This is a genomic window from Roseomonas gilardii, assembly GCF_001941945.1.
GTDB lineage: Bacteria > Pseudomonadota > Alphaproteobacteria > Acetobacterales > Acetobacteraceae > Roseomonas.
In genome coordinates this window covers 4,174,084-4,187,135 of record NZ_CP015583.1, presented here as the reverse complement: position 1 = coordinate 4,187,135, position 13,052 = coordinate 4,174,084, and the positions used below count along the sequence as shown (strand labels likewise).

15 protein-coding genes are annotated in these 13,052 nt (G+C 72.6%); 11 read left to right on the top strand and 4 right to left on the bottom strand.

Going from position 1 to position 13,052, the window contains the following annotated elements; genetic code table 11:
• Window positions 1-126 precede the first annotated feature (126 nt).
• From RGI145_RS18915 to RGI145_RS18905, 3 genes are read right to left on the bottom strand one after another with little or no spacing between them, the layout of a single operon-like run.
• Window positions 127-477, bottom strand: a complete 351-nt coding sequence (locus RGI145_RS18915) for a Rieske (2Fe-2S) protein (protein WP_075799597.1) — start codon at window positions 475-477, stop codon at window positions 127-129.
• A 10-nt stretch (window positions 478-487) separates the two neighbouring features.
• Complete coding sequence (locus RGI145_RS18910; RefSeq protein ID WP_075799596.1) at window positions 488-919, bottom strand: EVE domain-containing protein; 432 nt, start codon at window positions 917-919, stop codon at window positions 488-490.
• A 1-nt stretch (window position 920) separates the two neighbouring features.
• Window positions 921-1,214, bottom strand: coding sequence for a YciI family protein (locus RGI145_RS18905; RefSeq protein WP_027281808.1), 294 nt, complete (start codon window positions 1,212-1,214; stop codon window positions 921-923).
• Window positions 1,215-1,305: 91 nt separating this feature from the next.
• Between RGI145_RS18905 and RGI145_RS18900 the strand changes: the two genes are divergently transcribed.
• The 8 genes from RGI145_RS18900 to RGI145_RS18870 all read left to right on the top strand — a co-directional run bounded on the left by RGI145_RS18900 (window position 1,306) and on the right by RGI145_RS18870 (window position 7,582).
• Window positions 1,306-2,112 carry a heme ABC transporter permease gene (locus RGI145_RS18900; protein ID WP_075799595.1) on the top strand — a complete coding sequence of 269 codons (807 nt, stop codon included), beginning with the start codon at window positions 1,306-1,308 and terminating at the stop codon, window positions 2,110-2,112.
• Window positions 2,109-2,255 (top strand): hypothetical protein, encoded by a 147-nt coding sequence (locus RGI145_RS25180; RefSeq protein ID WP_155984529.1) that lies wholly within the window; start codon window positions 2,109-2,111, stop codon window positions 2,253-2,255. The genes RGI145_RS18900 and RGI145_RS25180 overlap by 4 nt, the downstream gene beginning before the upstream one ends.
• Window positions 2,256-2,257: 2 nt before the next feature.
• Window positions 2,258-2,770: a cytochrome c maturation protein CcmE gene (gene ccmE, locus RGI145_RS18895; RefSeq protein ID WP_075800207.1), complete on the top strand. Its 513-nt coding sequence runs from the start codon at window positions 2,258-2,260 to the stop codon at window positions 2,768-2,770.
• A gap of 387 nt (window positions 2,771-3,157) precedes the next feature.
• Window positions 3,158-5,128 carry a heme lyase CcmF/NrfE family subunit gene (locus RGI145_RS18890; protein WP_075799594.1) on the top strand — a complete coding sequence of 657 codons (1,971 nt, stop codon included), beginning with the start codon at window positions 3,158-3,160 and terminating at the stop codon, window positions 5,126-5,128.
• Complete coding sequence (locus tag RGI145_RS18885; protein ID WP_083670956.1) at window positions 5,125-5,778, top strand: DsbE family thiol:disulfide interchange protein; 654 nt, start codon at window positions 5,125-5,127, stop codon at window positions 5,776-5,778. The genes RGI145_RS18890 and RGI145_RS18885 overlap by 4 nt, the downstream gene beginning before the upstream one ends.
• Entirely contained in the window at window positions 5,775-6,275 is a 501-nt protein-coding gene (locus RGI145_RS18880; protein WP_156878603.1) for a cytochrome c-type biogenesis protein, read from the top strand. The genes RGI145_RS18885 and RGI145_RS18880 overlap by 4 nt, the downstream gene beginning before the upstream one ends.
• Entirely contained in the window at window positions 6,272-7,063 is a 792-nt protein-coding gene (gene ccmI / locus RGI145_RS18875; protein ID WP_075799593.1) for a c-type cytochrome biogenesis protein CcmI, read from the top strand. Before RGI145_RS18880 ends, ccmI begins: the two co-directional genes overlap by 4 nt.
• 126 nt (window positions 7,064-7,189) lie before the next feature.
• Window positions 7,190-7,582, top strand: a complete 393-nt coding sequence (locus RGI145_RS18870) for a GFA family protein (RefSeq protein WP_075799592.1) — start codon at window positions 7,190-7,192, stop codon at window positions 7,580-7,582.
• A gap of 39 nt (window positions 7,583-7,621) precedes the next feature.
• Here the strand turns inward: RGI145_RS18870 and hemW are convergent, their stop codons facing one another.
• Entirely contained in the window at window positions 7,622-8,821 is a 1,200-nt protein-coding gene (hemW, locus tag RGI145_RS18865) for a radical SAM family heme chaperone HemW (RefSeq protein ID WP_075800204.1), read from the bottom strand.
• A 128-nt stretch (window positions 8,822-8,949) separates the two neighbouring features.
• Here hemW and RGI145_RS18860 point away from each other — a divergent pair, with 128 nt between their 5' ends.
• The 3 genes from RGI145_RS18860 to RGI145_RS18850 all read left to right on the top strand — a co-directional run bounded on the left by RGI145_RS18860 (window position 8,950) and on the right by RGI145_RS18850 (window position 13,052).
• Window positions 8,950-9,477, top strand: a complete 528-nt coding sequence (locus RGI145_RS18860) for a YbaK/EbsC family protein (protein ID WP_075799591.1) — start codon at window positions 8,950-8,952, stop codon at window positions 9,475-9,477.
• A gap of 273 nt (window positions 9,478-9,750) precedes the next feature.
• Window positions 9,751-10,335, top strand: coding sequence for a septal ring lytic transglycosylase RlpA family protein (locus RGI145_RS18855; protein WP_051418071.1), 585 nt, complete (start codon window positions 9,751-9,753; stop codon window positions 10,333-10,335).
• A 251-nt stretch (window positions 10,336-10,586) separates the two neighbouring features.
• Window positions 10,587-13,052, top strand: a complete 2,466-nt coding sequence (locus RGI145_RS18850) for a DUF3141 domain-containing protein (RefSeq protein ID WP_237183134.1) — start codon at window positions 10,587-10,589, stop codon at window positions 13,050-13,052.

Sequence of the window (13,052 nt, the reverse complement as noted above, 5' to 3'; positions counted from 1 at the left end):
TGACGGTTGCCGCCAGTGCTAGCTTATCGGGTCCAGGGCGCGCAGCGTCCTGGCGGTGAGGGGGTCCGGGTGGAGAGGCGGGGCCTCTCCCCCGGGGGTGGCCAAGGATGCGTTCCGCCGTCCGGATCAGATGCCGGCTTCCGCCGGAACGATCACCGCGCCGTCGCGGATTTCCGCCGGGACGGCCTCCAGGCTATCCCCGGCGCAGGGGCCGGAGACGCAGAAGCCGTCCTCGATCCGGAAGCGGGCGCCGTGCAGGGCGCAGACGACGTGTTCCCGCCGCCCGTCCAGGAAGCGGTCGGGCAGCACCTCCAGCGGCACGCCGATATGCGGGCAGGAATTCAGGTAGACGAAGACCCGCCCGCCGCGCCGCACCGCCACCAGGCCGATGAAGCCGCCGGGCGAGGCCGGGAAGCCCCGCGCGCCGCCATCCGGGATGTCCTCCAGATGGCAGAGCAGGCGCTCGCCCTCCGCCATGCCGTCTGCGTCACGCAGCGCGGCTGGCTTCGTCCTTCCAGCCCGCCATGTCGCAGAGGATGGCCCAGTGCTCCGCGCCCACCGGCATGACGGAGAGGCGCGACTGCCGCACCAGCGCCAGCTCGGCGAGGCGGGGGTCGGCCTTGATCTCCGCCAGCGTGACCCTGCGCGGCACCGGGCCCCGTGCCTTCACGTCCACGCAGACCCAGCGGCCCGTGTCGTCCGTCGGGTCCTGGTAGGCGGTGCGCACCACCTCGACCACGCCGACGATCTCCTTGCCGATGTTGGAATGGTAGAAGAAGGCCCGGTCGCCCAGCGCCATCTCTCGCAGGTTGCGCGCCGCGACCGCGTTGCGCACCCCGGTCCAGGGCTCGACGCCGTTCGCGACCTGCTGGTCCCAGGAGAAGGCGTCGGGCTCGCTCTTGACCAGCCAGTGGCGCATTTCAGCCGACCTTCGCGCCGTCCTTGAAGACGAGGCGGAAGGGCTCGACCGTGGTGGAGGCGAAGACGCCGGCGAAGGCATAGGGGTCGGCGGCGGCGAAGGCCTCGGCGGCGGCGCGGTCGGGCATCTCCACCACCAGCAGGCTACCCTTGGGCTTGCCCTCGCCGTCCAGCAGCGGCCCGACCAGGAGGAGGTCCTTCTGGTGGCTTTCCAGCCAGTTCAGATGGGCCGGCCGTGTTTCCATGCGCTTCTCCAGCGCGTCCGGCTTGTCCTCGCAACGAATGGCAAACAGCATGGCGGAATCCCTGTTCAGCTTTTCGAGCGCGCACTCAAGCCCGGATCATCGGGCGCTTCAATCCATTGGCCCGAGGGCGTAGAGAGGCAGGGTGAGCGCCTCTTCCGCCCCCACCCCGGCCCCCGTTCCCGCCCCCGGCGCGGCAAAGCGGGCCGCCGGCTGGCACCGCTTCGCCCAGCCGGGCCGCTTCCTGCGCCTGACGGAGCGCCTGAACCCCATCCTCTGGGGGCTGGCGGTGCTCGTGCTCGCCATCGGCGTGCCCTGGGCGCTGGTCTTCTCCCCGCCGGACTGGCAGCAGGGGGAGACGGTGCGGATCATGTACGTGCATGTGCCGATGGCCTGGCTGGCGATGAGCGGCTACGCCACCCTGGCCCTGGCCTCGCTCTCCGGCCTGGTCTGGCGGCATCCGCTGGCCGATATCGTGGCGCGGGAGATTTCGCCGGTCGGCGCCGCCGTCACCGGCCTGTGCCTCGTCACCGGCAGCCTCTGGGGCAAGCCGATGTGGGGCACCTGGTGGGTCTGGGACGCGCGGCTGACCTCGGTGCTGGTGCTGTTCTTCTTCTGGGTCGGCCATGCCGCGCTGGTGCGCGCCTTCGAGGAGGAGGAGCGCGGGGCGCGGATGGGTGCCATCCTGGCCCTGGTCGGGGCGGTGAACCTGCCGATCGTGAAATTCTCGGTGGACTGGTGGAACACGCTGCACCAGCCCGCCTCGGTGGCCCGGCTCGGCGCCCCCGGCCTGCATGTGGACCTGCTCTATCCGCTGCTGGTGAATGCGCTGGGCTTCACCCTGCTTTTCGCCGCGATCGTGCTGACGCGCAGCCGCGCCGCGATCCTGGAGCGGCGGGTGCGGGCCCTGTCCCTGGCGCGGGCGCGGCGCCTCGATGGAGAGACGGTGTGAGCCTTCACTGGTGGCATGTGACGCTGGCCTGGCTGGCGGCCGCGCTCCTGCTGGGCGGGCTGTCCCTCGGCGCGCTGTGGCGGCAGGGGCAGGCGCGGCGGCGGCTGGCGGCGCTGGACGGGGCGAGGGGGGGCCAGCCTTGAGCCTGTCCCGCAAGTCGCGCCGACTCTGGGTGCTGGCCCTTTGCGCGCTGGGCATCGGCACCGCCTCGGCGCTGGCCCTCTCGGCCTTCCAGGACAACATCGTCTTCTTCCGCTCGCCCAGCGACGTGGCGGCGCAGCACCCCGAGCCCGGCCGCGCCTTCCGCCTGGGCGGGCTGGTCGAGGCCGGCAGCCTCCACCGCGACACCGGCGCGGACAACGTTCCCCATGTCAGCTTCCGCGTGACCGATGGGCAGCACACGGTGGCCGTCCGCTTTGCCGGGGTGCTGCCGGACCTGTTCCGCGAAGGGCAGGGGGTCGTCACCCTGGGCAGGTTGCAGCCCGATGGCAGCTTCCTGGCCAGCGAGGTCCTGGCCAAGCACGATGAGAGCTACATGCCGCCCGAGGTGGCGGATGCGCTGAAACGCTCCGGCCACTGGGACCCGAAGAAGGGCGACCCACCCCCGGCGGCGTCCTGGAACACGCTGTCCGCCAGCCCCGTGAAGCGTGGCGGGTAGGCGCATGGTGGTCATCGGGCCGCTGTCCCCGGGGGACAAGGCCCCGCCTTTTCCCCCGCGCCCCCTTATCCGCCAGGACCCTGCGGGCCCTGGACCCGGTTCGCTGGTCCTTGCTGTCGGCCGGGTCGCGCCGGAGAGCATCGCTCTCCGGCGACTTCGGGCGCCACGAGCGTGGGCAGGGCGTTTTTCTTGTTCGGGAGCCCCACTGATCCGCCAGATCTCAGGGATCGGGCGTCGGGCTGACGGCGACCACCAGCACCAACGAAAGCCCGGGGTCCGGGGACCGGCCTCGGTCCCCGGCGGAGTGGGGGTCCGGCGGGAGAGGCGGCGCCTCTCCCCCGGGGGCCGCCACGCCGCGCCACGCCAAAGCCCCGGCCAGGGAATGCCATGACCGCCGAACTCGGACACTTCGCCCTGGCCCTGGCCTGTGCGATCGCCCTCGCCCAGTCGGTGCTGCCGCTCTGGGGGGCGCAGAGGGGGGAGGCACGGCTGATCGCCGCCGCGCCGGGCCTGGCGCTGTCGGGGCTGCTGGCGGTGGCGGCCGCCTTCGGCGCGCTGCTGTGGTGCTTCGCCAGCAACGACACCTCGGTGCTGGCGGTGGTGCAGAACAGCCATTCGGCCAAGCCGATGCTCTACAAGCTCTCCGGTGCCTGGGGGAACCACGAGGGTTCCATGGTGCTCTGGGTGCTGATCCTGGGCCTCTGTTCCGGGGCGGTGGCGGTCTTCGGTGGCGACCTGCCGGGGGCGCTGCGGGCGCGGGTGCTGGCGGTGCTGGGCATGATCAGCGCGGGCTTCCTGCTTTTCATCCTGGCCACCTCCAACCCCTTCACCCGGGTCTGGCCGGCGCCGATGGACGGGCAGGGGCTGAACCCGGTGCTGCAGGACCCGGGCCTCGCCTTCCATCCGCCGATCCTCTACGCGGGCTATGTCGGCTTCGCCGTCACCTTCGCCTTCGCCGTGGCGGCGCTGATCGAGGGGCGGGTGGATGCCGCCTGGGGGCGCTGGGTGCGGCCCTGGGCGCTCGCGGCCTGGAGCTTCCTGACGCTCGGCATCGCGCTGGGTTCCTGGTGGGCCTACTACACGCTGGGCTGGGGCGGGTTCTGGTTCTGGGACCCGGTGGAGAACGCCTCGCTGCTGCCCTGGCTGGCCGGCACCGCGCTGCTGCACACCGCCGTGGTGGTGGAGAAGCGCGAGGCGCTGAAGATCTGGGCCGTGCTGCTGGCGATCCTGGGCTTCGGCATGTCGCTGCTGGGCACCTTCCTGGTGCGGTCGGGCGTGCTGAACAGCGTGCATGCCTTCGCCAGCGACCCGCAGCGCGGCGTCTTCATCCTGGTGCTGCTGGCGCTCTATCTCGGCGGGGCGCTGGCGCTCTTCGCCTTCCGCGCGCCGGCCATGGCGCCCGCCGGGCGCTTCGCGCCGCTGTCGCGGGAGGGGGCGCTGGTGCTGAACAACCTGCTGCTCTGCTCGATCACCGCGGTGGTGCTGGTCGGCACGCTCTATCCGATGTTCGCCGACCTCGTGCTGCACGCGAAGATCTCGGTCGGGCCGCCCTTCTTCAACACCGCCCTGCTGCCGCTGGTGGTGCCGCTGGTGGCGGCCACCGCCGCCGGGCCGGTGCTGGCCTGGAAGCGGGCGCGGGCCTGGCCGGTGGTGGAGCGCCTCTGGTGGGCGGCGCTCTGCGCCCTGGGGGCCTTCCTGGTGACGCTCTGGGTCGCGGGGGAGCGGATCGGCCCCGCCATCGGCTTCGCCGGGGCCGCCTGGCTGGTCCTGGGGGCCTGTGCCGATCTCGCCGGGCGCGTCGCGCTCTTCTCCCGCCCCGGCGGCGCGCTGGCCCGGGCCGCGCGCCTGCCGCGCGCCGCCTGGGGCGCCGCGCTGGCCCATGCCGGGCTGGGCGTGACCCTGGCCGGGCTGGCGGGGATGGGGCTCGCCACCGACAGGCTGGTGGCGCTGAAGCCCGGCGGCTCCACGGATTTCGCGGGCTATGAATGGCGGCTCGATGCGCTGCGCGACGTCACGGGGCCGAACTGGACGGCGCGGGAGGCGCGGCTGGAGGTGCTGCGCGACGGCAGGACGGTCACCATCCTGACGCCGCAGCGCCGCTTCTTCCCACTGGCCCAGACCACGACGGGGGAGGCGGCAATCCGCACCAATGCGGTGACCGACCTCTATGCCGTGATGGGCGAGGAAGGCATGGGCCGCGTGGTGCTGCGTCTGCACCACAACACGCTGGCGCCCTGGATCTGGTTCGGGGCCGTGGTGATGGCGCTGGGCGGGGCGCTGTCGCTCTCCGACCGGCGGGCACGTGTTGCCGCGCCTGCCCGGAAGCCCGTCGCGGCGGACAAGGAGGCCATCGCGTGAGCGGGCAGACCGGACCCGGCGCGGAGGGGGCGCGTTTCACGGGAAGCACGCGCAGCGAGGTGGCGGAGCAGCCGGACCCGAAGCGCCCTGACTGGCACCGCCGTGCCCTGCTGGCCGTGCCGCTGGGCCTCACCGCCGCGGCGGGGCTGGGCTTCTGGGGGATGCTGCGGGGGCTGCGAGACGGTTCCTATGACCCGACCGGCGTGCCCTCCGCCCTGATCGGCAGGCCGGTGCCCGCCATGCCGCTCGGCCCGGTGGAGGGGATGGGCGAGATCCCGCCGCTGGACGTGGCCGCGCTGCGCGGCATGGAGCGGCCGGTGCTGGTGAATTTCTGGGCCTCCTGGTGCGTGCCCTGCACCATCGAGCATCCGCAGCTCATGCAGCTCGCCCGCGAGGGGGTGCCGGTCTATGGCGTCAGCTACAAGGACAAGGCGCCGGAGGCCCGCGCCTTCCTGGAGCGGCGCGGCAATCCCTTCGCGCGGCTCGGCGCCGATGCCACGGGGCGGGTGGGGATCGAATGGGGCGTCTATGGCGTGCCCGAGACCTATTTCGTGGACCGGCAGGGCATCATCCGCTGGCGCTGGGCCGGGCCGGTGACGCCGGAGGTGGTGGAGCAGGATCTCCGCCCCCTGCTGCGGCGCTACGCATGATGCGGCGGCTTCTTCCCGTGCTGCCGCTGCTGGCGGCGCTGCTTTCCCTGGCCTTGTCTCCCGCTTGGGCGATCGACCGGCCGGAGGATCTGCTGCCCGACCCGGCGCAGGAGGAGCGGGCGCGCGAGATCGGGCGCGAGCTGCGCTGCATGGTCTGCCAGAACCAGTCCATCGAGGACAGCGACGCCGACCTCGCCCACCAGCTTCGCCGCATCGTGCGCGAGCAGGTCGCCGCCGGGCGCAGCGACGAGGAGATCGTGCGCTTCCTGCACGACCGCTACGGCGATTTCGTGCTGCTGCGGCCGCCCGTGAATGCCGCCACCCTCCTGCTCTGGGCCACGCCCGCCCTGGCCCTGATACTGGGGGCGGGCACGGTGCTGCTGCTGCGCCGGCGGCGCCCGGCCCCCGCCACGGCGCTGACGGAGGCGGAACGGCGGCGCCTCGCCGAGATCGAGGGCGAGGCACGTCCGGCCGCCGGGAAGGGAGGCGCCGCATGAGCTGGGCCCTGTTCGGCATCGCCGCGCTGCTTTGCCTGTCGCCCTTCCTCTTTACCCTCTGGCGCCCCGCTGCGCCGCGCGGCCGGCGCGAGGCCGACTTGGCGCTCTACCAGGCCCAGCGCGCCGAACTCGACGGGCAGCTCGCGGAGGGGCGGCTCGACCAGGGCAGCCACGCCACCGCCCTGCTGGAGTTGCAGCGCCGCATCCTCGCCGCCCCGGCGGAGGCGGTGCTGCGGCAGGGGTCCGGCCAGCCCGTGCTCTGGGCAGCGCTGTTCCTGATCCCGGCCCTCGGGCTCGGGCTCTATCTCTGGCATGGCCAGCCGGGCCTGCCATCGGCCACCCTGACCGAGCGCACCGAGAGCAATGCGCGGGAGGAGGCGCTGCTTGGCCAGCTCCGCGCCCGCGTGGAATCGCTGGACCCGGCCAATCCCGCGACCCGGCAGGGCTGGCTGCTGCTCGGCAATGCCGAACGGTCCCGCGGTCATCTGCCCGAAGCCGCGCAGGCCTGGCAGAAGGCCCTGGCGGCGCGTTTCGACCCCGACCTCGCCGGCGACACGGCGGAGCTGCTGGCCGAGCTCGACCGCCCCGCCGAGGCCACGGCCCTGTTGCAGCGCGCCCTGGCGGAACGGCCGGCCGATGTGCGGCTGCGCTATCTCCTCGGCGCCATCGCCATCCGGCAAGGGGAGGTGGCGCAGGGCAAGGCCATCTGGCAGGCGCTGCTCGATTCCGCCCCGCCCGATGCGCCCTGGCGCGCGCCCCTGGCGGAACAGCTCCGGCGCCTGCCCTGATCCCCGGGGAGCGTCCGGACCGCTGCGGGGGCGGGGCGGCCGGTGGGAACCGCCGCCGTTCTCATGGACAGTGGACGAGGTTCGCTGCCAGCATTCCAGCCGCCTGATGTCGGGGGGAGACGCAGCATGGATCGCGTCACGGGCGGTTGCCTGTGCGGCAGGGTGCGGATCGTGGCATCGGGGGCGCCCTACCGGGTCGGCCTCTGCCACTGTCTCGATTGCCGCAAGCATCATGGGGCGCTGTTCCACGCCTCCGCGATCTTCCCCGGGGATGCGGTGACGGTGGAGGGCGAGACGCGCGACTATGCCGGGCGGTTCTTCTGTCCGCGCTGCGGCTCGACCGTCTTCGGGCGCAGCGGAGATGAGGTGGAGTTGAATCTGGGGAGCCTGGATGCGCCCGATCGGTTCACCCCGACCTATGAGAGCTGGATCATCCGGCGCGAATCCTGGCTGCCGCCGTTTCCGCTCGCGCGGCGGTACGAGCGCGACCGCGATGCCGGGAGCCGCTTCGAGGGGTAGGCTGCGCGGCGGGCGGGGCTGGGTCGGGACGCGGGCCCCTCAGCGCAGCAGGGCGGGCAGCATGGCGTCGAGGCGCAGGCGACCCTCGGTGGTGGCGATCAGCCGGCCCTCGGGCGACCAGCGGAGGTAGTCTTCCTCCAGGCAGGCTTCCAGCACCGCCGGCTCCACCAGATCGGCGAAGGGCCGGCCGCTGCGGCGTTCGACGCGGGCGGGGTCGATGCCTTCGGCGAGGCGCAGGCCCATCAGCAGCGCCTCCCGCCCCCGTTCCTCCGGCGCCAGGGCTGTTTCCTCCACCCGGGCATGGCCCTCGCGCTCCACCAGGGAGAGCCAGGATTCCGGGGCGCGGTGGCGGCGGGCGGCGAGGAGGACGCCGCCGAGTTCCAGCCGCTGGTGCGCCCCGGCGCCGATGCCGAGATAGTCGCCATAGCGCCAGTAGGCGAGGTTGTGCCGGCTTTCCGCCCCCGGCTTCGCGTAGTTCGAGACCTCGTAGGGCAGAAGGCCGAAGCGCGCGGCCTCCTCCGCCGTGGCGGTGTACATCGCGGCCGCGTCGTCATCCGCCGGCAGGGCGAAGGCGCCGCGGGCATGTTCCGTGGCGAAGCGCGTGCCCGGCTCGATGGTGAGCTGGTAGAGCGAGAGATGGTCGGCGGCCAGCGCCAGGGCGCGCCGCAGCTCGGCGCGCCAGGAGGCCTCGGACTGGCCGGGGCGGGCATAGATCAGGTCGAAGGAGAGGCGCGGGAAGGTGGCGCGGGCCTGTTCCAGCGCCGCCACCGCCTCGCCGGCCGAATGCTGGCGGCCCAGGAAGCGGAGGGATTCCTCCTCCAGCGACTGCACGCCGAGGGACAGGCGGTTCACCCCGGCCTCGCGGAAGGCGCGGAGCTTCGCGGCCTCCACCGAGGTCGGGTTGGCCTCCAGCGTCACCTCCAGCTCCGGCGGGGCATCGAAGAGGCGGCGGGCATCCTCCAGGATGCCGGCCACCAGATCCGGCGGCATCAGCGAGGGCGTGCCGCCGCCGAAGAAGACCGAGAGCAGCCGCCGCCGCCCGCTGCGCGCCGCCTCGCCCGCCAGCTCCGCGCGCAGGGCACGGCCGAAGCGCGCCGCGTCCACCCGGTCCCGCACATGGGAGTTGAAGTCGCAATAGGGGCACTTGGCCAGGCAGAAGGGCCAGTGGACATAGAGGGCCAGCGGCTCGGCATCCGGGGCGGAACCGGGTGGGACGGCGGGACGGGCGGCGGCGAGGATTTCGGGCAAGCGGGGCGGGTCCGGAGGTCAGGCAGGCGGGGGTCGGGGCCGGGGGGTGTCCCGTACCCGCGCAAGATGGTCTATCCAGCCCCGCGCTGCGACAGGCGATGACGGGAAAGATGGCAGGCATGAGCCAGCGGGACAGCCAGCGGGACAACCAGGGTGCGCAGGCGGCGGAGGCGGGCGGCTCGGTGGAACGGGTGCGGCAGGCCCTGCTCGCCGCCGGGCATCCGGACACGATCCGCGGCTTTCCCGAGGGCACGCGCAGCGCCACCGAGGCCGCGGCGGCGGTGGGCTGCGACGTGGCGCAGATCGCCAAGTCTATCGTCTTCCGCGCCGGGGAGCGGCCGGTGCTGGTGATCGCCTCCGGCGCCAACCGCGTCGATCCCGTGAAGGTCGAGGCCGCGATCGGGCTGCGCGTCGAGCCGGCCAAGGGGCGTTGGGTGCGGGAGGTGACGGGCTTCGCCATCGGCGGCGTTTCCCCGGTCGGGCATCTGACCCCGCCGCTGGTGCTGCTGGACGAGGACCTGTTCCGCCTGCCGCGCCTCTGGGCCGCCGCCGGCAGCCCCAGCCATGTCTTCGAGACGGGTGCCGAGGCGCTGTTGCGGCTGAGTGGCGGGCAGCGGGCCCTGATCCGGGAGGAAACGCCCGGCTGACGGGCGGGGCGAAAGGGCTGGCCCCGGGGGGCACGCCCGCCGTTTGCGGCCGGGCCATGGCCAAGCCGACTCGGACCGTCCGCGATGGCATCGCGGGGTGCCATTCCCCTTGCGCGGACCCGCCCCCCGGGATTGTGCCGCCGCCACGGCCAAAGCGTTGCGGGGGCGCCACTATCACTGTGCTCCCAAAGGCTTGAAGCGAAAACTTCGCGCAACGAATCACCCGATTGGCCGCGTCATCCGCTATAATCGGCGAGTTGGAGGTCGAACCCCATGCTGGCGACGTGGAATCGGGCGTTTCTGGGTCTGTGTCTCGGAACGCTGGCGCTCGGGACCCTGGTCCTGCCGGCCCCGCCCGGGGTTTTCGCGGCCTCGCCCGTCGCCGTGGCGGCGAACGACGGCTCGGTGGTGGAGCTCACGCGCCCCACCGTCCGGCCGCCCATGGGCCATCCGGGCGAGGATCGTTCCGGCGAGTTGCGCCAGGGCACCGCCGGGCTGATCACCTTCCGCATCGCCGGGGAGCCGATGGCCAACGGCATGCCCTATGACCCTTCGGACTATATCGCCGCCAGCAGCGTCCTGCCCCTCGGCTCCACACTGCGGGTCAAGAACCTGGAGAACGGCCGCATCACCATGGTGCAGGTGCGCGACGTGGCGCCGCAGGGCAGCGACCGGCTGATCGACCTCAGCAACCAGGGCGCCCGCGCCATCGGCCTGACCACCGCCGGGGCGGCCGTCCAGATCGCGCCCCTCGCCGTGCCGCAGGCCGATGGCAGCATCCGCCTGGGCGCCGGCACGGGGCTGGCCGGGCAGCGGGCGGCGCCGGCCCTCAGCGACAGGCCGCGCGAGCCCGGCTGAACGGGGGGAAAGGGACCTCCGCCCGGCCTTCGGGGGACGCGGCTCCGGCGTGACGCGGGGTCGTGGGGCGGCGGCATTCCCATGGCGGAAACGGCTTCCGGAACAATGACCTGACGCCTTCGGGCGTTGGGCCGGCCCTGGCTGCGCCCGCCATCCTCGCCTGTTCTTGCTGCGCGGCGGGTGGTTTACGGCTTCACGCGGACTGGCCGAAGCGTAATGCTGCGGCGCAGAAAAGCTTGGAGGACCCTGTCATGGCACCGCATGACACGAAGGACGGCGAAGCGCGCCTCGCCTCCGGATCGCCCGCGGCCGGTCCCGCTCCCCTGATGGCCCCACTGTTCGACCCATCGGTCAATCCCTGGGCGCAGGGCGTGTCCTACGCGGTCGATGCCTGGCAGCGCGGGATCCTCTTCCTGGATGTGCTGCGGCAGCGCGGCAACCAGTATCATGAGCACATGGCGCAGCGGGCGCCGAACGTGCTCCGCTATGACGCCGAACTGGTGATGGATGGGCGCAAGCTGGAACGCCCGGTGAATTACGGGCTGGTGCGCGTCCTGCCGCCGGAAGGCGTCGAGATCGATCCGCTCAAGCGTCCCTTCATCGTCTTCGACCCGCGTGCCGGCAACGCGCCCGGCATCGGCGGATTCAAGGCGGACAGCGAGCTGGGCGTGGCGATGCGGGCGGGCCATCCCTGCTACTTCGTCGGCTTCCTGCCCTGGCCGTTGCCGGGGCAGACGGTGGAGGACGTGGTGATCGCCGAGACGCTCTTCGTGGAGCGGGTGGGCGAGCTGCACAGCGAGAGCGACGGCAAGCCGGTGGTGATCGGCAACTGCCAGGCGGGCTGGCAGGTGATGATGGCGGCGGCGATGCGGCCCGAGCTGTTCGGGCCGATCATCATCGCCGGCACGCCGCTCTCCTACTGGGCCGGCACGCCGGGCGGCAGTCCGATGCGCTATCTGGGCGGAGTGCTGGGCGGAAGCTGGATGACGGCGCTGGCCGGCGATCTCGGCAACGGCATCTTCGACGGCGCCTATCTGGTGCAGAACTTCGAGGCGCTGAACCCCGCCAACACGATCTGGACCAAGCAGTACCACGTCTACGCCAACATCGACACGGAACCGCCGCGCTACCTGGAGTTCGAGCGGTGGTGGGGCAGCCACGTGCTGATGAACGCGGGGGAGATGCAGACGATCGTCGATGACCTCTTCGTCGGCAACAGGCTTTCCACGGCCGAGATCACCACGGGCGACGGCACGGTGCTCGACCTGCGCAACATCCGCTCGCCGGTCATCGTCTTCTGCTCCAAGGGCGACAACATCACCCCGCCGCAGCAGGCGCTGGGCTGGATCACCGATCTCTATGGCAGCCTGGAGGAGATCCGCGCCAACGGGCAGACCATCGTCTATGCCGTGCACGAAAGCGTCGGCCATCTGGGGATCTTCGTGTCCGGCTCGGTGGCGCGCAAGGAGCACCAGCAGTTCGCCACCAACATCGACCTGATCGACGTGCTGCCGCCCGGGCTTTACGAGGCAGAGCTGGAGCGGCGGCTGCCGGACGAGCCGGGGGCGGAGCTGGTGCAGACGGACTACATCTCGCGCTTCGCCGGCCGCGACCTGGACGACATCCGCGTGATCGTCGGCGGCGGCGAGGAGGAGGACCGGCGCTTCGCCGCGGTGGCGCAGCTTTCGCGCATCAATCTCGGCCTCTACCGCACCTATGTGCAGCCCGCCGTGCGGGCCGCGAGCAACGAGGCCACGGCGGACTGGCTGCGCCGGACGCATCCGCTGCGGCTCGGCTACGAGATGTTCTCCGACCACAACCCCTTCCTGCGGATGCTGGAGCCGCTGGCGGAGCAGGTGCGGGAGAACCGCCGGCCCGCCGCGCCGGACAATCCCTTCCTGGCGATGCAGCAGCGCTTCTCCGACGAGATCGTGCGCTCGCTCGACCTCTACCGGGAGATGCGCGACACGGCCTGCGAGCGCTTCTTCGAGGGGTTCTACGGCTCCGCCGCCGTGCAGGCGGCGCTGGGCATGCGGGCCGACAACCGGCCGCCGCGCCGCCGTCCGGGGCTGGAGCCGGAGCGCCGGCAACTGGTGCGCCAGCGCGCGTCGGAACTGCATGAGCGCATCGCCGAGGGCGGGCTGCCGGAGGCGCTGATCCGCTCCATGCTCTATGTCGGCCTGGCCGAGCGCGCCGCGGACCAGCGCAGCTTCGAACTGCTGCGGCAGATGCACCGGGAGAACGGCTCCGGCATGGACCTGCCGACCTTCAAGGCGGTGGTGCGGATGCAGTTCTTCATGCTGCTGCTGGACCCCGAGAAGGCCCTGGCCACCCTGCCGCAGATGCTCGCCGGCACGCCGGGCGACGTGGTGGAGCAGGCGATGGAGCGGCTGCGCGCGGTGCTGACCGCGGGCGAGCCGCTGTCGGGCCGCGCGGAGGGCCGGCTGGAGACCATCGAGCGGATCTTCCGCACGGTGGCGGGGGAGGGGCGCCATGCCCTGCCTTCCGCCAGCGAGACCGCGCGGGCGATCGAGGACAGCGCCGCGATCGCGGAACAGGCCCCCGACAAGGACACCGTCGCGGCCGAGCCAGCGGAGGAAGGCCCGATGGGGGAAGGCCCGATGGGGGAAGGCCCGATGGGGGAAGGCCTGGCGAAGGAACATCCCGGGGAGCACAAGGCGGCTCCCGCGCGGCGCCGCCGCCCCAGGGCGGGCTGA